The organism is Shewanella sp. LZH-2 (assembly GCF_016859145.1).
Classification (GTDB): domain Bacteria; phylum Pseudomonadota; class Gammaproteobacteria; order Enterobacterales; family Shewanellaceae; genus Shewanella; species Shewanella xiamenensis.
On sequence record NZ_CP069350.1, the window covers coordinates 1323795 to 1342110 of the forward strand.

Annotated in this window: 22 protein-coding genes and 4 tRNA genes; 19 read left to right on the forward strand and 7 right to left on the reverse strand. The window is 44.6% G+C overall.

The window, feature by feature from the left end; genetic code table 11:
• The first annotated feature begins 29 nt into the window (after positions 1–29).
• The 11 genes from JM642_RS05935 to JM642_RS05985 all read left to right on the forward strand — a co-directional run bounded on the left by JM642_RS05935 (position 30) and on the right by JM642_RS05985 (position 9185).
• On the forward strand, positions 30–1067 hold the full coding sequence (locus JM642_RS05935) for a MerR family transcriptional regulator (protein WP_203433139.1): 1038 nt from the start codon (positions 30–32) through the stop codon (positions 1065–1067).
• On the forward strand, positions 1057–2595 hold the full coding sequence (gene phrB, locus JM642_RS05940; protein WP_203433141.1) for a deoxyribodipyrimidine photo-lyase: 1539 nt from the start codon (positions 1057–1059) through the stop codon (positions 2593–2595). Before JM642_RS05935 ends, phrB begins: the two co-directional genes overlap by 11 nt.
• A gap of 44 nt (positions 2596–2639) precedes the next feature.
• On the forward strand, positions 2640–3086 hold the full coding sequence (locus tag JM642_RS05945; RefSeq protein WP_037428819.1) for a nuclear transport factor 2 family protein: 447 nt from the start codon (positions 2640–2642) through the stop codon (positions 3084–3086).
• On the forward strand, positions 3086–3886 hold the full coding sequence (locus JM642_RS05950; protein ID WP_069453298.1) for an SDR family NAD(P)-dependent oxidoreductase: 801 nt from the start codon (positions 3086–3088) through the stop codon (positions 3884–3886). The genes JM642_RS05945 and JM642_RS05950 overlap by 1 nt, the downstream gene beginning before the upstream one ends.
• Positions 3883–5133, forward strand: coding sequence for an FAD-dependent oxidoreductase (locus tag JM642_RS05955; RefSeq protein ID WP_203433143.1), 1251 nt, complete (start codon positions 3883–3885; stop codon positions 5131–5133). Before JM642_RS05950 ends, JM642_RS05955 begins: the two co-directional genes overlap by 4 nt.
• Positions 5130–5921: a DUF1365 domain-containing protein gene (locus JM642_RS05960; RefSeq protein WP_203433145.1), complete on the forward strand. Its 792-nt coding sequence runs from the start codon at positions 5130–5132 to the stop codon at positions 5919–5921. Before JM642_RS05955 ends, JM642_RS05960 begins: the two co-directional genes overlap by 4 nt.
• A 1-nt stretch (position 5922) precedes the next feature.
• The gene (locus tag JM642_RS05965) at positions 5923–7179 is read left to right on the forward strand and encodes a cyclopropane-fatty-acyl-phospholipid synthase family protein (RefSeq protein ID WP_203433147.1); all 1257 of its coding nucleotides are present in this window, start codon (positions 5923–5925) and stop codon (positions 7177–7179) included.
• 42 nt (positions 7180–7221) lie between these two features.
• Entirely contained in the window at positions 7222–7773 is a 552-nt protein-coding gene (locus JM642_RS05970; RefSeq protein WP_239000508.1) for a DUF2878 domain-containing protein, read from the forward strand.
• A 20-nt stretch (positions 7774–7793) separates the two neighbouring features.
• Positions 7794–8342: a chalcone isomerase family protein gene (locus tag JM642_RS05975; protein ID WP_203433149.1), complete on the forward strand. Its 549-nt coding sequence runs from the start codon at positions 7794–7796 to the stop codon at positions 8340–8342.
• On the forward strand, positions 8330–8881 hold the full coding sequence (locus tag JM642_RS05980; protein WP_144375284.1) for a DUF3833 domain-containing protein: 552 nt from the start codon (positions 8330–8332) through the stop codon (positions 8879–8881). Before JM642_RS05975 ends, JM642_RS05980 begins: the two co-directional genes overlap by 13 nt.
• Positions 8882–8972: 91 nt before the next feature.
• A complete protein-coding gene (locus JM642_RS05985; RefSeq protein WP_047540153.1) occupies positions 8973–9185 on the forward strand; it encodes a hypothetical protein in 213 nt (70 codons plus the stop codon).
• Positions 9186–9260: 75 nt separating this feature from the next.
• On the opposite strand, the gene JM642_RS05990 is transcribed toward JM642_RS05985, so the two are convergent.
• Positions 9261–9605, reverse strand: a complete 345-nt coding sequence (locus JM642_RS05990) for a DUF3634 family protein (protein ID WP_037420843.1) — start codon at positions 9603–9605, stop codon at positions 9261–9263.
• Positions 9606–9759: 154 nt separating this feature from the next.
• On the opposite strand from JM642_RS05990, the gene JM642_RS05995 reads away from it, so the two are divergent.
• Positions 9760–9945, forward strand: coding sequence for a hypothetical protein (locus tag JM642_RS05995; protein WP_037420841.1), 186 nt, complete (start codon positions 9760–9762; stop codon positions 9943–9945).
• Positions 9946–10002: 57 nt separating this feature from the next.
• On the opposite strand, the gene JM642_RS06000 is transcribed toward JM642_RS05995, so the two are convergent.
• The 4 genes from JM642_RS06000 to JM642_RS06015 form a co-directional block, all read right to left on the reverse strand.
• Positions 10003–10078: transfer RNA gene (locus tag JM642_RS06000), tRNA-Thr, on the reverse strand.
• Between the two features lie 21 nt (positions 10079–10099).
• A tRNA-Phe gene (locus JM642_RS06005) sits at positions 10100–10175 on the reverse strand.
• A 444-nt stretch (positions 10176–10619) separates the two neighbouring features.
• Positions 10620–10695: transfer RNA gene (locus tag JM642_RS06010), tRNA-Thr, on the reverse strand.
• A 21-nt stretch (positions 10696–10716) separates the two neighbouring features.
• Positions 10717–10792: transfer RNA gene (locus JM642_RS06015), tRNA-Phe, on the reverse strand.
• A 387-nt stretch (positions 10793–11179) separates the two neighbouring features.
• Here JM642_RS06015 and JM642_RS06020 point away from each other — a divergent pair.
• Positions 11180–11731 (forward strand): cytochrome b, encoded by a 552-nt coding sequence (locus tag JM642_RS06020; RefSeq protein WP_144375280.1) that lies wholly within the window; start codon positions 11180–11182, stop codon positions 11729–11731.
• 4 nt (positions 11732–11735) lie between these two features.
• Positions 11736–12311 (forward strand): YceI family protein, encoded by a 576-nt coding sequence (locus JM642_RS06025; protein WP_172587811.1) that lies wholly within the window; start codon positions 11736–11738, stop codon positions 12309–12311.
• A gap of 70 nt (positions 12312–12381) precedes the next feature.
• On the opposite strand, the gene JM642_RS06030 is transcribed toward JM642_RS06025, so the two are convergent.
• Together JM642_RS06030 and mutY are read right to left on the reverse strand one after the other, a co-directional pair.
• The gene (locus JM642_RS06030) at positions 12382–12660 is read right to left on the reverse strand and encodes an oxidative damage protection protein (RefSeq protein ID WP_023266529.1); all 279 of its coding nucleotides are present in this window, start codon (positions 12658–12660) and stop codon (positions 12382–12384) included.
• Between the two features lie 9 nt (positions 12661–12669).
• The gene (gene mutY / locus JM642_RS06035) at positions 12670–13767 is read right to left on the reverse strand and encodes an A/G-specific adenine glycosylase (protein WP_203433151.1); all 1098 of its coding nucleotides are present in this window, start codon (positions 13765–13767) and stop codon (positions 12670–12672) included.
• A gap of 179 nt (positions 13768–13946) precedes the next feature.
• Between mutY and trmB the strand changes: the two genes are divergently transcribed.
• The 5 genes from trmB to JM642_RS06060 all read left to right on the forward strand — a co-directional run bounded on the left by trmB (position 13947) and on the right by JM642_RS06060 (position 18297).
• The gene (trmB, locus tag JM642_RS06040) at positions 13947–14663 is read left to right on the forward strand and encodes a tRNA (guanosine(46)-N7)-methyltransferase TrmB (protein WP_037420811.1); all 717 of its coding nucleotides are present in this window, start codon (positions 13947–13949) and stop codon (positions 14661–14663) included.
• A gap of 47 nt (positions 14664–14710) precedes the next feature.
• Positions 14711–15037, forward strand: coding sequence for a YggL family protein (locus JM642_RS06045; protein WP_037420808.1), 327 nt, complete (start codon positions 14711–14713; stop codon positions 15035–15037).
• Positions 15037–15951 carry a glutaminase B gene (gene glsB, locus JM642_RS06050; RefSeq protein WP_011621971.1) on the forward strand — a complete coding sequence of 305 codons (915 nt, stop codon included), beginning with the start codon at positions 15037–15039 and terminating at the stop codon, positions 15949–15951. The genes JM642_RS06045 and glsB overlap by 1 nt, the downstream gene beginning before the upstream one ends.
• 178 nt (positions 15952–16129) lie before the next feature.
• The gene (locus JM642_RS06055) at positions 16130–16951 is read left to right on the forward strand and encodes a YggN family protein (RefSeq protein WP_203433153.1); all 822 of its coding nucleotides are present in this window, start codon (positions 16130–16132) and stop codon (positions 16949–16951) included.
• Positions 16952–17355: 404 nt separating this feature from the next.
• Positions 17356–18297: a LysR family transcriptional regulator gene (locus tag JM642_RS06060; protein WP_011625622.1), complete on the forward strand. Its 942-nt coding sequence runs from the start codon at positions 17356–17358 to the stop codon at positions 18295–18297.
• Positions 18298–18316 lie beyond the last annotated feature (19 nt).

An 18316-nucleotide genomic window follows, 5' to 3' on the forward strand; every position in this document is an offset into this window, starting at 1 on the left:
CAATCTGATTCATGAGTTAAGAGACAAAAATGGAAGATCATAATTTAGAGCTTGTAGCTGATAATCCCAGCAGTAGCGAATTACTGCCGATCGGTGAGGTGTCGCGGCTTACTGGCGTTAATGCGGTGACATTAAGGGCATGGCAGCGGCGTTTTGGGCTTGTTATCCCTGAGCGTACTCCCAAGGGGCACAGGCTGTATTCTGCCGAAAATATTCAACAAATCCATGAGATTAATGCATGGTTAGCAAAAGGCGTTGCCATCAGTAAGGTAAAGCCATTATTGATGAGTTCGGCTAAAGCGATAGATGTCGCGAGTGTGCAATCTCAATCGTCTGATTTTTGGCATGAGCAGATATTGGCGTTAAACACTGCATTTTTTGAGTTAGATCAGCTCAAGTTTCACCAAATCTTAGATGAAGCCTTGGGCTTATATCCATTTCAATTGGTTAAACAAAAACTGCTACAAGCTTGGTTTGCACAATTAATGCCTTTATTGGAGCCGCGTTTAGATGTGGAGCTGCTGCTTGCTTGGTTAGACAGTGAGTTAGCTAGCCGTATCGGTGGGCGTTTAAGCGTAGCGGGGCTAGCAAGCTCGCCCCAGATTGCGTTAGTGCGTTTGCCTTATGTTACATCGCAAAAAAATACAGAGCCTACGCTTGCGCCCAGTTCAAGCCTTACTAACCGTTTGTATTGCCTTGCACTATTACTGGAACTTGCCGATTTAAGAGTCTCAGTGGTCAACTTAGGCGTGCAACATGTCAGCAGTCTTGGGCTAATCAATAACAGGCTTAAGGTTGATGCTTTAGTGTTATTGCCAGAGGCGAATCACTCACTATCAAAGCAGACAGAGCTGCAAATGTTGCTGGAGACTAAGTCACTCGCTTGCTATCTCGTTGGCCCTTTCGCGCCGACACTAACCACTTTATCGGACTATATCGCCCCTAGTGTTACCGAGATCATTCTGCAAATAACGGCCGCAAAGCAGCAACATAAAAAACAGTATCGTAGACAGAAAAACCAGGCTAATGCTGCACTGATTGAAGGAGAGAGCGCCGATGAGCATTAATCAATGCGGTTTGGAGAAACAGGCGTTAATGTGGTTTCGCCAAGATCTGCGCCTTACCGATAATCAGGCGTTTACGGCCGCCTGTGATTGGGTAAGGCAACATCATGCCGCCAAGCTTAAAGCGATTTACATTGCCACCCCAAGTCAATGGCGTCGCCATGATATCGCGCCAATTCAACTCGACTTTATTCAGCGGCATGTGAATCTACTGGCCCAAGGACTGGCGAGTTTAGGAGTTGAATTTGAACTCATTCAACTTGATAGCTTTAAAGATATTCCCGCATTTTTAACGGGTTATTGTGAAGAGCATACTATTGGACGGGTATTTGCAGGACGAGAACCTGAGATCAATGAGCAAAAGCGCGATCAAGCTTGTATTGAAGCGGGGATTCCTTTGGTGCTTAGTGATGAACATTGCTTATTACCACCTGGAACTGTGCTTAATTTAAGCGGTGACATGTATCGGGTGTTTACTCCTTTTAGCCGCAAGTGGCGAGAGGTTGCCGCAAAGCAGCCTATTGTGCCGCTGGGTGTGCCAGCACCGCTTGGTCCTATCTTATCGGAGCCTAAGCCATTATTTTTTAAAAATATCGGCTTTGCTGATTCTCCGACTAACAAGGGCACTACGCCATCAGAAACAGGTTTAAATCAAACCATATCAACCCCGCTTATCTCGAGTGAACAGTGGGCGGCAGGTGAGGGGCAAGCCAAGCGGCTGCTTAATCAATTTATTCAGCAAAAAGTGCAAGACTATAAGCAAGATAGAGATTTCCCCGCCATTGATGGCACCAGTGTTATCTCCCCTTATCTGGCGATTGGTGTACTCAGTCCAAGGCAATGTGTCGCGGCGCTTTTACAACGTTTCCCTGAGGTAATGGTTGATGACACTAGTCCCGGGCGTACATGGCTAAATGAGCTCATTTGGCGGGAGTTCTACCGTCATTTGCTGGTGGCTTTTCCTGATTTATCCAAGGGACACAATTTTAATCGCCAAGCCGATCATGTGCCATGGCGCAACAATCACGATGAGTTTTTAGCTTGGTGCGAGGGCAAAACCGGCTATCCGATAGTGGATGCGGCTATGCGGCAACTTAATCAAACCGGCTGGATGCACAATCGCCTGCGTATGGTGGTGGCGAGCTTTTTAACCAAACACTTGCTTATTGATTGGCGTTGGGGTGAGCGGTATTTCCGCCAGCATCTTATCGACGGCGATCTGGCGGCTAACAACGGCGGTTGGCAGTGGTCGGCAGGATGCGGTTGTGATGCGCAGCCGTATTTTCGGATTTTTAATCCTATGAGCCAGAGCGAAAAGTTTGATCCAGATGGCCGCTTTATTCGTAAGTACTTACCAGAACTCGCATCTTGGGGCGTTAAGCGATTGCATCAACCGAATCAGCAAAAAATGCCTTCGTTGTTTGAAGCACCATTATTTGCATCGCAAGCGGATTATCCCTATGCGATTGTTGAGCACAATGCGGCAAGAGCAAGAGCGCTGACGGTACTGGGTGTGCTGAAAAAGGCTTAGACCACAAGTTCAACCTTAATACTTATCCCTTAGGGAGTGTCTGGATGATAAACCAAGCGAAGATTGAGCATAGCGGATTAGTAGATGATTTTATCAGCCTCTATCAAGCGTTAAATAAGGATAATCTGCATCTACTTGCAGAGGTCTATGATGACAATATTTGTTTTATCGATCCGATGCATCAAGTGAATGGCTTAAACGCGTTGACACAGTATTTTGCCAAGCTTTATCAAAATATTGGCTATATTCATTTTGAAATCAAAGAAGTATTACAGGATGACACTCAAGCATCGCTGTTTTGGCAAATGCAATATCGTCATCCTAAGCTCAATAAAGGAGAGATAGTTCGGGTTGATGGGATGAGCCAGCTTAAGTTCCATCAGCGCATTTATTTTCATCGGGACTATTTCGACCTCGGGCAAATGCTGTATGAACATTTGCCTTGTATGGGCGGACTTATTCGCTTGCTTAAAGATAGGGCGGCTAAGTAATGACCTCATTGCTCACCAAAAAAATCAATACAGTGCTGATAACTGGGGCAAGTTCAGGTATCGGTTTGCAGTTAGCAAAGGATTATTTGGCCTTAGGTTGGCATGTGATTGCCTGTGGCCGTGACGCCTCAAAACTTGATTTGTTGGCGCAGAAGGAACTGATAGGCGCCACTTGCTTGAGTTTTGATATTAGCGATCGTGTTCAAGTCCAGCAGGCTGCTACTGAGCTAGGTGATATGCTCTCGAGCAGTGAATGTCTATTGGATATCGTGATCCTCAACGCCGGTAGTTGTGAGTATATCGACGATGCAAAACATTTTGATGATCAGCTCTTTGAGCGAGTCATACACACTAACTTGATTGCGATGGGCTACTGTTTAGGGGCATTTTTGCCTCTAATGCCAAAAGGATCGAAATTAGCCTTGATGAGTTCCAGCGCGATTTATTTACCCTTTCCCCGTGCCGAGGCTTATGGCGCATCTAAAGCGGGCGTTAAGTACTTGGCTGCGAGTCTGTCACTCGATGTTGCGCAAGATGATATTAGTGTCAGCGTGATTTGCCCTGGATTTGTGGCAACCCCCTTAACCGCCAAAAATGACTTTGCCATGCCAATGCAAATTGATGTGCATGAGGCTTCGTTGGCGATTCGTGTTGGTATCGAACGCGGCGACGCAGAGATCCATTTTCCAAAACGATTTACTTATTTGTTGAAATTGATGTCATTTTTACCAGCATTTGTATGGCAAAAAATGATCCAAAGAGATAGCCAAGCAAAAGCGCTAAAGGACACCGGAAGATGAAAAATATTGCCATTGTAGGTACTGGGATTTCAGGGCTGACCTGCGCTCATCTATTGAGCCAGTCACACAAAGTGACTGTATTTGAGGCTAATGATTATATCGGTGGTCACACTGCCACTGTGGATGTGGATTATCAAGGTAAAACCTATGCGATAGATACTGGGTTTATCGTATTTAACGATAGAACTTATCCCCGTTTTGAGCGGTTATTAGCCCGCCTTAATGTCAGTATTTTGCCGACAGAGATGAGTTTTAGCGTGCACAATGCGCTCACTGGGCTTGAATACAATGGGCATCACTTTGCGAGTTTGTTTGCCCAAAAGCGTAACCTTCTGAATCCGCGCTTTTGGGCTTTTTTAAATGAAATTGTTCGGTTTAATAAAAGCTGCAAGGCTATTTATCAGCAGGATCAATATCCTGAAGCCAACCTAGGTAATTTCCTCGACAGAGAAGGTTTTTCAGCTTTTTTTGCTGAGCATTACATTCTGCCAATGGGCGCGGCGATTTGGTCATCGAGCATTGAAGATATGCGTGCCTTTTCGTTGCGCTTTTTTATTCGTTTCTTCGAGCATCATGGGCTGTTAAATGTGACTGATAGACCACAATGGTATGTGCTGAAGGGCGGTTCTCGCAGTTATATTCCTGATTTAATTGCACCATTTAAAGATAACCTCCATTTAAACAGTCCAGTCAGTGCCATCGAGCGACATGAAGATTGCGTTAAGCTGCAGGTTAATGGTCAGTGGCATGTGTTCGATGAAGTGATACTCGCTTGCCATAGCGACCAAGCGCTTGGGATGCTAACCGATGCTACCTCCGCTGAAAAAGCCATTTTGGGCGACTTACAGTATCAAAATAATGAAGTGGTGCTGCACACGGATACCCGTATTCTACCTAAGCGTAAAGCGGCTTGGGCAAGTTGGAATTATCGCTTAGATGGCGATAAAAAACGTCCTGCATCAGTGACATATAATATGAATATCCTGCAGCGCCTACCTAGCGACGCGCCAACCTTTTGCGTAACGCTTAATCAGAGTGAGCTCATTGATGAGTCGAAAATTCTGCGGCGTTTTAATTACGCTCATCCAGTCTTTAATGAACGCAGTTTACAGGCACAGGCAAGGCGGGAGGAGATTTCTGGCAAAAACCGCACCCATTTTGCAGGGGCCTATTGGCACAATGGTTTCCATGAAGATGGTGTACGTAGTGCATTAGAAGTTTGCGACCATTTTGGGATCAGCCTATGAGTGAGCTCAATAGTGGTATTTACTACGGCACTGTGACGCATAGTCGCTTTACCCCAATAAAACATCACTTTAGCTACAAAATGGCGTTGCTGGCGATTGATTTGGATGAGGTTGATTCTATCAGTCGTATGGGGCGGATATTTGCTAGTCAGCGCCGCGCCTTGCTGAGATTTAATCCTGCGGACTATCTCACTACGTTTACCTCAAAGGACAATCTTAACCGCAAACTCGATATAGAGGAGCCGAGTGCTTCAGCCCTCAAGAGTCGAGTGCTTCAGCAAGTGGCAGAATTGGGCGGTGAAGAGCGATGTAATCGAGTGCTATTTGTTGGGCAAATTCGGCATTTTGGCGTGTATTTTAGTCCGGTAAATTTCTATTTTTGTTATAAAAATCAACAGTCTTTATACATGCTTGCCGAAGTGAGTAACACCCCGTGGGATCAGCGCCACTGCTATTTAGTGGATTTATCGGCTCCTGAAACAACGGATAAAGTGTTCCATGTTTCGCCTTTTATGAATCTTGATATGCGCTACCAGTGGCATGTGGCCCCCCCCACTGAACGCTTAAATATTGGTATTGAAAATCTGCCGAATCATTCAGGCAAGCGTTTATTTAATGCAACGCTTTCGATGACTCGCCAAGACATTAATGCCACATCACTTAGGACGCTGTTGTTTCGCTTCCCTTTTATGACGTTGAAAATTTTCGGTGGGATTTACTGGCAGGCGTTAAAGCTGTTCTACAAACGAGTGCCTTTTGTGCCACATCCTGCTCAAATGGAGAAATAATATGGAAAACACTGCATCGCAATCTTCAGTTGTTACGGCAAAATTGCCTGACAGTCTTGCCCGTAAGCTACTGCTCAAGGCCTTAGAAAATCTCCCTAACGGATGTTTAACCTTAGTCGAGGGGGATAAAAGCTATCGTTTTGGTGAGCACCACAGTGAGCTACATGCAACGCTAGTCGTGAAGCATCCGAGCTTTTATCGTCAAGTGATGTTTTCAGGCTCCATCGGTGCAGGTGAGGGCTATATTCAAGGCCATTGGACCAGCCCTGACTTAACCAAAGTCGTGCAACTTTTTGCTCGAAATCTGCCGTTACTTGACCAGATTGAAGCTAAATTTAGTTGGCTTACTGGCTCGATTAATCGCTTTAAGCACTTGCTTAACCGTAATTCTCAACAGGGCTCTAAGCGTAATATTCTTGCCCATTACGACTTGGGCAATGCGTTATATGAGCAGTTTTTAGACCGTGAAATGCTGTACTCCAGTGCCTTGTATCCCCATAGCGAGGCAAGCCTTGCTGATGCGCAGCTACACAAGCTCAAAACCATTTGCGAGCGGCTCGATTTAAAGCCGGGGCAAACCCTATTAGAAATCGGTACTGGTTGGGGCGCTTTGGCGATTTACGCAGCTAAACATTATGGCGTGCACGTTACGACCACTACCATCTCCGATGCCCAATATGCCTATGCTAAAGCGCGGGTCGAACGTGAAGGGCTAAGCGATAGTGTGACTTTGCTGACCGAGGATTATCGAAATCTTAGCGGTCAATACGATAGATTGGTGTCTATCGAGATGATTGAAGCCGTAGGTCATGAATATTTGTCTGGATTCTTTAAAAAGCTGGAAACATTGCTCAAACCCGAAGGGCGGATGTTATTACAGGCAATCACTATTTCAGATCAGCGTTACGATAGTTATCGTAAAAGCGTTGATTTTATTCAGCGATATATTTTCCCTGGCGGCTGTTTGCCTTCGGTTCATCAAATGGTTGGCCATTTGGCGAAGCGCACCGATATGCAGGTCTGGTCGATTGATGACATGGGCTTAGATTACGCCAAAACCTTAAAGGATTGGCACGACAACTTTGATCGTTCCGTTGCCCAAATCCAAGCCCTTGGTTATGGTGAAGATTTTATTCGCATGTGGAAGTTTTACCTCAGTTACTGCGAAGGCGGATTTTTAGAGCGCACCACAAGCACTGTGCATTTAGTGGCTGTACGCCCCGGGTATCGTTTACCTAATACGATTAACCGTAGTTAACGTCGCGCAGAGATGCTCTCTATGGTCAGATACATTCAAAATATGTCTAAGCTTCAAGGAGTTATTATCTACAACGCCTTGAGCTTTCAGTGTGTTTGGTGGAGTAGCATCTTATGGGGTAATCGAGTGTTGTTACTCAATATCTCATTGTTATTGATTCATTTTATACTGTTGGCTTTGGTTGAAAACCGACAAGCTGTGTTTCGGGACTTCAGTACCATGATTAAGGTGGGGTTGCTGGGTATTGCGATTGATACCTTGCTCACTTTGTTCGGGGTATTTGAGTTTACCGTTTTACCTTGGTGGCTCGCTTGTCTATGGCTGCATTTTGCCTTGAGCCTGCACCATAGCCTCGTTTTTATGCGTGCTTTACCTATTATTTTGCAGGTTATATTGGGTGGTGTTTTTGGCAGTCTTAGCTACATTGCGGGCGCGCAATTTAATGCGGTGACGCTTCCTTTTGGCGAAAGTATTTCCATGATTATCCTTGCTGTTGTTTGGACTATCTTATTGCCGCTGTTTATCAAAATATCCCGTAGTTATAGGCAGATAAGGCGTTATGGGCTAGAACATCGTCGCTTGTGTGATCGTTAATTTTCAAGTGGAGGAATCGGATGTCTATGCTATCGACTAAAACGTATCTTAGCGCCATCTTTGGGTTGTTACTCCTTTTTCCTGGATATGCAAATTCAACCGCTACGGTCGATAACTCGGTGACCCAGGATCTTGTTGAGGTTGGGCGCGGCGAAATGGATTGGCTGTGGTTCAACTTATATAAAGCTCGTCTGATGACGCCAACCGGTCAGTATCAGCAGGGGGAGTATCCGCAACTGTTAGATATTGAATATTATCGTGATATTGATGCTGCAGATTTACTGGAAGCCACAGCCGACCAATGGCGACATCTAGGTTATGCCGATAGTGATATTGGTCACTGGCTTAATTTACTAAAGGGCATTTGGCCTGATGTCACGCCAGGTGATCATTTAAGTTTTAAGATTATCGATGCAAACCAGAGTCAATTTTATTTTAATCAACAACCCCTCGGGCTTATCCAAGAACCACAATTTGCACAGGCTTTTTTAGCGATTTGGTTATCGACTAAAACCAGTCGTCCAAGTTTACGAGCGCAATTACTAGGAGAAAAATCATGCGATTGTTAACGCTAAATTGGACTAAAAATGTCATCTTAAGTTTATTGATGCTCAGCCTGTTATCTAGTTGTTCCTCGGTTGAAGTAGCTGATTATCAAGGTACAAATCCACCATTAGTATTGGAAAAATTCTTTAATGGCCCGCTTAAGGCATCGGGCATCGTTGAGGATTTTAGTGGCAAAGTGATCCGTAAATTTAATGTCACTATGGAGGCGAGTTGGCAAGGGAACGAAGGCGTTATCGATGAATGGTTTGTCTATGATGACGGTGAAACCCAAACCCGTATCTGGCGTATAACCTCCCTAGGTGATGGACAGTATACCGGCACGGCAGGCGATATTATTGGTACTGCAGTAGGTGAGGCGAGGGGAAGCGCGCTGCGCTGGCGCTACGATATGTTATTGCCTGTTGATGGTGATGAATACCAAGTGCATTTTGATGATTGGATGTTTTTAGTTAATGACAATACCATCATCAATAAAAGCGACATTATTAAGTGGGGGGTTACCGTTGCTAAGGTGACTTTAGTGATCCAAAAGCTAGATTAAGCGACTTGCTGCCATGGTTAACGGTATAGCTTGGCTAATAATCGCTCTCTGACTGCTCTAGACTGGCTCAAAGCAATCTATCGTGAATCATATAATGAAAAAGTATTGGATGTTACTGGCTGTGTTAGCAAGTATTTCATTAACAGCTTGTTCTAACATTGATTTTCGTTTCGAAGACACTTCAGAGAAACAAGCAGATCCTCATCAATCGAGTGGCGATCCTATGATGCAAGATAATGAGCGCCGTGTTCGTGATGCGCGCGAAGATGGAAAGCTAGAGCCAAAGGATCCGATTAAATTCTAAGATTGATCAATCTCAATAGAGTTTGAGTGGATTGTGCAGCCCTTACTTTGACATAAGGGCTGATGATTCGGAAAATTAACCCGCTTGACGACTATTATCCACTGTCTTCTTATCGTAATACTCAAAGGGAAATTGATTACGGATCCTTTGTTGTAGATTGTCATTTACATTGGCAGATATATGTAGTCGGACGTCGGTATTTTTCTCGGCTCTGATAGTACAAGTGAGTTTATCTGCTTTAGCAAGATGTCGACATTCCTTCTCGAAACGCTCGGGGATTTTGCCTTTGTGGTGAGTCATACGGCCGTCTTTAAAGTGCATTTCGAAAATAGTCGATCCCTTCTTACCACCAAATATCAGCTTATAAACCAGAAACAAACCAATTGCGATAAAAATAAGTTTAAAAATCGTAGCTGTCATGATGTCTCCTATCTTATGTTTATAGAATAAAGATACTCTGGAGTAGCAATGTTTAACAGTGCGCTAACACGCAATTTTAATTTGGCAACGTTAGGTTTATGACCTAGTGTTAATCAATTAAGGAAATATCATCCCCTTCGTTAAGGAAAACGCTATGTACCTATCAAATGCAGACCGTTGGTCGTTATTGTGTAAAATGCAAATTGAAGTGATCGACAAATTATCTTCGCACTTTCCTGAGCGAAAAGAGCCGCTAAGCGAGTTAACTCATGGTTGGCGACACTTGCAGCATCAAGTCCAAACGGGGGATAGGCCGATAGTGCATGAGCTGATAAAGTAAATTGCTAAAATCACAGATACAAAAAAGCCACTCAAAGAGTGGCTTTTTTGTTTTTTATGGTGCCGGCACCAAGAGTCGAACTCGGGACCTACTGATTACAAGTCAGTTGCTCTACCAACTGAGCTATGCCGGCTAAACTTTTACTGCTGAATAATGGTGCCCGAACCCGGAATCGAACCAGGGACACGAGGATTTTCAATCCTCTGCTCTACCGACTGAGCTATTCGGGCAACTAAACTAAGCGTTAGTTGTCTACTTCAAACCGTGAGTTTAACACCCCATTCGTTCGAAGTGCGCGTATCATATAGTGCACGCTTTCAGTGTGCAAGCCCTTTTAATTCGACTGACCAAGTATTAAACAAAATGCGCAATATTTATCGCTTTACTTGAATGTGAAAGGCTTACTTAGCCTAACTATCAATGGCTTAATACAATTAAATAGTGGGAGGCGCGAATAACACCTTAGTCTCTGCCTCCGAACTTTGAAAATTTGCAAAGTTAAGTGTAAAGCCTTTAATTAATATTTGTTTGAATGGTGTCAGGAGCAAAAGTCGAGCTTGAAACCGCTGCAATTATCGAGAGTAGGTTGGCTGTGACTTAGAGTGGAGTTATATGATTTGATTGAAATCCCAAAAACAAAAAAGCCACTCAATGAGTGGCTTTTTTGTTTTTTATGGTGCCGGCACCAAGAGTCGAACTCGGGACCTACTGATTACAAGTCAGTTGCTCTACCAACTGAGCTATGCCGGCTTAACTTTTACTGCTGAATAATGGTGCCCGAACCCGGAATCGAACCAGGGACACGAGGATTTTCAATCCTCTGCTCTACCGACTGAGCTATTCGGGCAACTAAACTAAGCGTTAGTTGACTACTTAAAACTGACAACTCAATGCTGTCTCGTTCGAAGTGCGGCTATATTAGCGAGGGTATTTAGCCGCTGCAAGTGCTTTTTCCTGATAAATGATGTGTTCGACTGTTTAATGTGCACTTTGGCTGTTTTTTATCTATAAACCTATCAAAATCGGTTCAGTTTAATATCACTAAGTTGTATTTCCACTCGAATATATTGCCTTTACTAACCTTGCTATCAGCTTCAAAACGTTAAAATGGCAAACATTCTAAATTTTAGAAAGATATGAGCTATTTTTACTGATTTTAGTTTTTAATTTTCGTTCTATGATAATGACTATTATTTAATTATGTGGCAGAAGTATAAAGGTTCGGAGTGGCAGTATGTTTAGAAATACTAAGTTAAGTTATGGACTTATTGCTATTGCAAGCCATTGGTTGAGCGCTGTAGCCGTGATTGGATTATTTGCCATGGGGGTTTGGATGGTTGAGTTGACCTACTACAGCCCATGGTACAAAACGGCGCCACATTGGCATAAAAGCGTCGGGATTTTGCTGCTGGCGGTAACGTTATTTCGTTTAGTTTGGCGTTTGATTAATCCAAAGCCTGCACCAGAGCAAAATCATCAGCCATGGGAAAAGGTTACTGCCCAGATTGCCCATGGCGCGATTTACCTCTTATTACTGCTGATTATGGCCGCAGGCATTTTGATTTTAACGGCAGAGGGGCGAGGAATTATGGTGTTTGACTGGTTTGAGTTACCTGGTCTGACGCCGCTGATTGAAAATCAGGCTGATATAGCGGGGGATATTCATCAATATGCCGCCTATAGCTTGATTGCTTTGGTTGTACTGCATGCCTTAGGTGCTCTAAAGCACCATTTTATCGATAAAGATTCAACATTACTCAAGATGATTAAATTTAACCGAGGATAATATAATGAAAAAACAACTATTAGCGGCTTTGATTGGCGGGTCTTTACTGGTTCCTATGGCTGCATCTGCTGCCGATTATGTGATTGATCGTGAAGGTGCCCATGCCTCTATTACCTTTAAAGTGAGTCACTTAGGTTATAGCTATGTGGTTGGCCGTTTTAATGATTTCAGCGGTGATTTCAGCTACGACGCTAAAAATCCAGCTGCAGCCAAAGTGAATGTAAAAGTGAACACCTTAAGTGTGGATTCAAACCATGCTGAGCGTGATAAACACATCCGTAGCGCTGACTTTTTAAATGCTGCTAAATTTGCCGAAGCGACTTTCGTTTCTACTTCGGTTGAAGATAAAGGTAATGGCGATATGGTTATCAAGGGTAACTTCACGCTAAACGGTGTGACTAAACCGTTGGCTATTCAAGCGCATGCTGTGGGTGAAGGTCAAGATCCTTGGGGCGGATATCGTGCCGGCTTTACCGGTACTACCACGTTTGCGATGAAAGATTATGGCATCAAGCTGGACTTAGGTCCGGCATCTGCCAATGTTGAATTAGATTTAGTGGTAGAAGGTGTGCGTAAGTAAGCACGCCATTTCTCCTGTAACAAAAAAGCGCCAACGGCGCTTTTTTACTTTAAGAGATAGTCACTTAGGTTTATTCCTGATCTTTTTCAGGCACAAAGCCTTCAATTTCCACTTCTTTTCCTTCGAAGAGGAAAGAGGTCATTTGCTCTTCCAAAAACTTACGATCATCAACATTCATCATGTTGAGTTTCTTTTCGTTAATCAGCATGGTCTGCTTCTTCTGCCATAGGCCCCAAGCTTCTTTACTGATGTTATCAAAAATGCGTTTACCTAAATCACCTGGATACAGTTGAAAGTCTAGGCCGTCGGCTTCTTTGTTTAAATATACGCAATTGACTGTACGCGCCATGATTATTCCTTACTGACTGTCGAGGTTGCTAGCATTAGCTACGAGTGATCCCAAGTTGGCTAACACGCGCTCGGTTGCGGCGGCGAGTCCCACTTTGGAAGGTTGATTGATGTTATACCAGAGAGACTGGTTTTGTTCCATGACTGCGCCCACGCTCGTTTTACCACTTGCCCATTTATCTACGTTCAGCAACATAGGCTGAATATCTAAATGGAAATGACTAAAGGTATGCCTAAAACCAATTAATGGTTCGAGTTGAGCGGCTTTATAACCTTGGGCTTCAAGCTCTGCATTGAGTGCGGCTTGAGTATTAAACTCGGGGAAGCACCAGAGTCCGCCCCAAATGCCAGCAGGAGGGCGCTTAGCCAAGAAGACTTGGTTATCTTTGAGCAAAACTAACATCCAAGCAGATTTCTCTGGGATAGTTTTCTTCGGTTTTTTACCCGGGAAATCGGTTTGCCTACCCATAAGTTGGGCCTTGCAATCGATAGCCACAGGGCAAGCGGCGCAATTGGGTTTGCTGCGAGTACAAATACTGGCACCAATATCCATCATGGCTTGGTTATATTTTTGAATATCCTGCTCTGGCGTTAACTGTTCAGTTAATTGCCAGAGTTGCTCCTCCACTGGTTTTTGTCCAGGCCAGCCCGCAATCGCGCCATGTCTTGCTAGGACGCGCTTAACATTGCCATCGAGGATCGGATGCTGCTGCCCAAGTGATAGGGATAGCACTGCACCCGCTGTCGAGCGGCCAATGCCTGGCAGTGCTAGCACTTTCTCAAAATTCGTCGGGAATTGTCCTTGATATTCATCGCGGATCATCTTAGCGGCTTTATGCAGATTGCGAGCCCTAGCGTAATAACCAAGGCCAGTCCAATGGTGCAATACTTCATCATCCGGGGCGTTAGCGAGGGCTAATACATCGGGGAAACGCGTCATAAAACGCTGGTAATAGGGAATAACAGTCGCCACCTGAGTTTGTTGCAGCATAATCTCTGAAACCCATACACTATATGGGGTTTTATCTTGCTGCCAAGGGAGGGTTTTACGACCGTGGGTGTCGTACCAATTAACGATACGTGTTGCAAAGGAGGCTGTAGATTTCATCGGCGCAGTGTAGCGGGAGATAGGGCGGCAAACAAGTCACTCTCACAGGAAAAACAGTGCTAGATTCGCTCAGGCGAAGAATCTTGTTATACTTCGCCTCCATTAGTGCTTGCACTGTAAGTTGAACTTTGGATAATGCCCTTCTTTTTAGAGGGTGTTGTCCACGAGACGAGGCAAAAATGAGCGAAGTCACTACCGCTGAATTTAATGAAGAAGGCAAGTATCTGCGTAAGATCAGAAGCTTTGTCCTAAGAGAAGGGCGTTTGACTAAAGGTCAAGCGCAAGCCATTGAGACTCAGTGGCCAACAATGGGCTTAGATTACAGCCCAACACCATTGGATTTAGCCGAAGTTTTTGGCCGCGAAGCTGACACTGTACTGGAGATTGGTTTCGGTATGGGCGCTTCTTTAGTGCAAATGGCGCAAGAAGCACCAGAGCTGAACTTTATCGGTATTGAAGTCCATAAGCCTGGTGTTGGCTCATGCTTAAGTGATGCCGCTGCCGCGGGCGTGACCAATCTTCGTGTGTATCACCATGATGCGATGGAAGTATTAGAACATGCGATTGCCGATGGCAGCCTGACGCGTGTGCAGTTGTTCTTCCCCGATCCTTGGCATAAAAAGCGCCACCACAAACGCCGTATCGTACAAGCTGAATTTGCCGAATTGATCCGCCGTAAACTGAAGATTGGCGGCGTATTCCATATGGCAACCGACTGGGAAAACTACAGCGAACATATGCTGGAAGTGATGAATGTGGCGAGCGGTTACAAGAATCAATCTGCCGATGGTACTGTTGTACCGCGTCCGGATCATCGTCCACTCACGAAATTTGAAGCCCGCGGTCATCGCCTTGGCCATGGCGTATGGGATCTGATGTTCGAGCGTATCGCTTAATATCGTTATCTTTTTATTGGTTTTTTAACACAACGGGGAAAATCACTATGGCAACGAATCGTAGCCGTCGTTTACGTAAGAAAATGCGCGTCGATGAATTCCAAGAGTTAGGTTTTGACATCACTTGGACGTTCGATGCATCTGTCTCTGAAGCTGAAATTGATGCAACTGTCGATAAGTTTATTGATGAGGTGATTGAAGCCCGTAAGCTAGGCTTCCATGGCGGTGGTCATATCGAATGGGAAGGTATTATTGCGACCCAAACTATCGGGAAGTGCACCGAGGAAGATATCGCTGCTGTTAAGGCATTCTGGGCGGGTCAAAAAGTGACTCAACTCGAAGTTAGCGAACTGTACGATATCTGGTGGAGTTAATGCCAGAACAGGCGTTATTAGAGGAAGTGGTCGACAAAGTTCGACCCTTGCTCGGCCAAGGAAAGGTTGCTAATTATATTCCTGCGCTAGCCAATGTTGATGCTGGCAAATTGGGCATAGCCGTGACCACTATTGACGGTGAAACCATAGGCGCAGGCGATTACCTTGAGCCATTTTCAATTCAAAGTATTTCTAAAGTTTTCAGCTTAACCTTAGCGCTAACTTTATATGAAGAAACCGAAATTTGGAGCCGCGTCGGCAAAGAACCCTCGGGACACTCCTTCAATTCATTAGTCCAAGTCGAACTCGAGCGGGGTAAACCTCGCAATCCCTTTATTAATGCTGGCGCATTAGTCATCGCTGACTTATTACAGAGCCGTTTAGGGGCACCTAAGCATCGGATGTTGGAATTGGTCAGGGCGTTGAGTCAAAACGATAAAGTTTGTTTCGATAAGCAAGTGGCGGATTCTGAATATCAGCATAGTGCTCGCAATGCGGCCATCGCCTATCTGATGAAATCCTTCGGCAATTTTCAAGGTGATGTCGATACAGTGCTGCGCACTTATTTTCATTACTGCGCCTTAAAAATGAACTGCGCCGATCTATCGCGTGCGATGCTGTATTTAGCTAATCGCGGTAAAACTTTAGACGGTACCGAGCTTATTTCGCAAGTGCAGACTCGACAGTTAAATGCCCTGTTAGCAACGTCTGGCTTGTACGATGGCGCTGGTGAGTTTGCCTATCGTGTCGGAATGCCAGGCAAAAGTGGTGTCGGTGGCGGCATTATTGCGGTGATCCCTGGGGAGCTATCGGTCTGCGTTTGGTCACCCGAATTAGATAACCAAGGTAACTCCCTTGCGGGGACGGCGATGCTTGAGCATCTCAGCCAGCGTCTCGGACGTTCAATCTTCTGATTTAACTCTTTTATTAGCACTGCTAGGCTAAATATTAGTGAAATTCACTAATCTGCTATCGGTGCTAATTTTTATAACTCCATACTAATCATATTGTTACAAAGTTGGCATATCTTCTGCTATTTGTCTTTTAGCATGTTAGCTTAGTCGAATCCCTCAGATTAAAGGATGAACAACAATGAAGATAAATTCGCTATTAACTGGAGTGGCATTATCGGGCGTTATTTTAGGTGCTTCTGGCTTGCAATCAGCACAAGCGAAAACCGAGCCGCAAATTGATGAGCGCTGTGAGGTTTCCCTTAATTATGATGTGAGAGTCGAACCTAAAAAATTAGTGATGAGTGAGAAGGGCGCCGAGAAGTATCGTATCGAGGTTGACAAGTTATACGTTGAAGGCAAGCAGGTAACTTTAACTGATAAGCAGAAGAAGCTAGTTAGCCAATATGCCGATGAGGTGTCAACTCAGGTACCTGAGGTGATTGAATTAGTCAATGAAGCGGTTGCACTGGCCTCTCAAGCTGTGAGTATGGCGTTAACGCCATTGATGGGCGATGCCGCTGGCGCTAAGTTTGATGAAATGATGGCAGGTGTGCAGAAGCGTGTCGATGCCGTAGCCTACAAGCAGGGCGATAGTTTTTACCTTGGTGCGACCGAAGAGTCGATGCAAAACACTTTTAACGATGAGTTTGAACAGGAAATGGAGCAAATCGTGCAAAACTCCATTGGCACCCTGATGATGAATATCGGTGGCCAAATTCTTGCCGGCGATGGTGAGTCCTTCGATGCTAAGATGGAGGCATTTTCACAAAAAATGGATAGATTAGGCGATGATATTGAGCAGCAAATTGAATCCCAATCCAAGGGGATTGAAGCGAAAGCCGACCGTTTATGTGACCGTTTTGAAAACCTGCTAGTGCTTGAAAATCAACTGCGTAAAGAAGTGCCTGAGTTAGCACCTTATGTGTTGACGCAAAACACTCACCACGAATTGCGTGAGTAGATATCGCAGAAGATATCTAAGGGAATAAACAGGTTTTTACGCTAGAACGTTTGCCTAGCTGACAAAATGAATAAAGCAGTATAAATGATCAATGCCTCAGCACCTTTGTGTTTGGGGCTTTTTATTGGGGAATTGTTACCAAGCACCTTGATATTAATCCCAATGCTTGCGGCTATTTAGTGTGGAATGTTACATTCTTCAGACTAATGTTTGGTATACTCTTAAAATATAATGAAAAGCTGGCAACTCAGTCAGATAAAACACTCTACTTTAGCTGACTTTTTCGGTTTAAATCTCTACAACGAACCCATTTGCTGTGAGATATTAAGGCGTTATGGAATGCTGCATTCCTGCGTTATTCCGAAAGTTTAAATCACTGTCGAAACTGCTTAAGGCGACTTTCCATGTTAGAACTGTTAGAACCTATTGCGATTTTTACTCATGTGGCCAGAGCCGGAAGTTTCAGTGCGGCCGCAAGAAGGCTTGGGATCTCTAAATCTAAGGTTAGTACGCAGGTAGCCGATCTCGAGCATAGACTCGGTGTTCAACTGATCCAGCGTACTACTCGCAGCTTAAGTTTGACTGAAGCTGGGCATTTGTTATATCTGCAAGGTGAAGAGTTACTCCGCGATGCTGAGCAGGCGATTGCTAGCGTGCATAATTTAAACGATGCGACCCGCGGCGTGTTAAAGGTGGGTATTTCTCAGTCCTTTGGCGCTATGCATATCATTCCCGCATTGCCATCATTTATGGCAAAACACCCTGAGCTCGAACTGCAAGTCAGTTTGCTTGATCATAAGGTGGATGTGGTCAGTGAAGGTTTAGACTTACTGTTAACTATGTCTGAGCAGCTTCCTCTTGGTATGGTGGCGCGACCTTTGATGAAGTGTCAGTTCCTACTCGTTGCCTCACCCGATTATATTGCTAAACATGGCGAACCTTCGCGTCCAGAGCAATTAGTCGACCATAACTGCTTGGTGTATCAAGGTGAGTGGCATGAGCACAGCATGTGGCAGTTTAAAAAGGGCGATGATTACTGTGAGATAGGTGTCTCAGGTAACTTTAGGGTGGATAACGCTCCTGCTTTAAAATCAGCTGCGATCAGTGGCTTAGGGGTTGTATATCTTGCTAGTTACTTGATGGAAGATGAGATCGCTAAAGGTACCTTGGTGCCACTATTGAGAGATTGGCAATTGACTCATCATTTACCGCTACAGGCGGTGTATCCACGTCGTAAGCATTTAGCGCCTAAGGTGAGTGCTTTCATTGAGTTTATTAAAGACCATATTGGTAATCCACCTTATTGGGATATCCCTTATGCTGAACTTTTCAGTGAGCGTCAGTAATTTTGGAAACATTGTTCTT

Excerpts from the sequence above, each read along its gene's own strand:
- JM642_RS05980 (WP_144375284.1), top strand. The coding sequence starts at position 8,330 with ATGCGATTGTTAACGCTAAATTGGACTAAAAATGTCATCTTAAGTTTA.
- JM642_RS06020 (WP_144375280.1), top strand. The coding sequence starts at position 11,180 with ATGTTTAGAAATACTAAGTTAAGTTATGGACTTATTGCTATTGCAAGC.
- JM642_RS05945 (WP_037428819.1), top strand. The coding sequence starts at position 2,640 with ATGATAAACCAAGCGAAGATTGAGCATAGCGGATTAGTAGATGATTTT.
- JM642_RS06055 (WP_203433153.1), top strand. The coding sequence starts at position 16,130 with ATGAAGATAAATTCGCTATTAACTGGAGTGGCATTATCGGGCGTTATT.
- JM642_RS05990 (WP_037420843.1), bottom strand. The coding sequence starts at position 9,605 with ATGACAGCTACGATTTTTAAACTTATTTTTATCGCAATTGGTTTGTTT.
- JM642_RS05935 (WP_203433139.1), top strand. The coding sequence starts at position 30 with ATGGAAGATCATAATTTAGAGCTTGTAGCTGATAATCCCAGCAGTAGC.
- glsB (WP_011621971.1), top strand. The coding sequence starts at position 15,037 with ATGCCAGAACAGGCGTTATTAGAGGAAGTGGTCGACAAAGTTCGACCC.
- JM642_RS06060 (WP_011625622.1), top strand. The coding sequence starts at position 17,356 with ATGTTAGAACTGTTAGAACCTATTGCGATTTTTACTCATGTGGCCAGA.
- JM642_RS05970 (WP_239000508.1), top strand. The coding sequence starts at position 7,222 with ATGTCTAAGCTTCAAGGAGTTATTATCTACAACGCCTTGAGCTTTCAG.
- trmB (WP_037420811.1), top strand. The coding sequence starts at position 13,947 with ATGAGCGAAGTCACTACCGCTGAATTTAATGAAGAAGGCAAGTATCTG.
- JM642_RS06030 (WP_023266529.1), bottom strand. The coding sequence starts at position 12,660 with ATGGCGCGTACAGTCAATTGCGTATATTTAAACAAAGAAGCCGACGGC.
- JM642_RS05975 (WP_203433149.1), top strand. The coding sequence starts at position 7,794 with ATGTCTATGCTATCGACTAAAACGTATCTTAGCGCCATCTTTGGGTTG.
- phrB (WP_203433141.1), top strand. The coding sequence starts at position 1,057 with ATGAGCATTAATCAATGCGGTTTGGAGAAACAGGCGTTAATGTGGTTT.
- JM642_RS06045 (WP_037420808.1), top strand. The coding sequence starts at position 14,711 with ATGGCAACGAATCGTAGCCGTCGTTTACGTAAGAAAATGCGCGTCGAT.
- JM642_RS05995 (WP_037420841.1), top strand. The coding sequence starts at position 9,760 with ATGTACCTATCAAATGCAGACCGTTGGTCGTTATTGTGTAAAATGCAA.
- JM642_RS06025 (WP_172587811.1), top strand. The coding sequence starts at position 11,736 with ATGAAAAAACAACTATTAGCGGCTTTGATTGGCGGGTCTTTACTGGTT.
- JM642_RS05960 (WP_203433145.1), top strand. The coding sequence starts at position 5,130 with ATGAGTGAGCTCAATAGTGGTATTTACTACGGCACTGTGACGCATAGT.
- JM642_RS05950 (WP_069453298.1), top strand. The coding sequence starts at position 3,086 with ATGACCTCATTGCTCACCAAAAAAATCAATACAGTGCTGATAACTGGG.
- JM642_RS05965 (WP_203433147.1), top strand. The coding sequence starts at position 5,923 with ATGGAAAACACTGCATCGCAATCTTCAGTTGTTACGGCAAAATTGCCT.
- mutY (WP_203433151.1), bottom strand. The coding sequence starts at position 13,767 with ATGAAATCTACAGCCTCCTTTGCAACACGTATCGTTAATTGGTACGAC.
- JM642_RS05955 (WP_203433143.1), top strand. The coding sequence starts at position 3,883 with ATGAAAAATATTGCCATTGTAGGTACTGGGATTTCAGGGCTGACCTGC.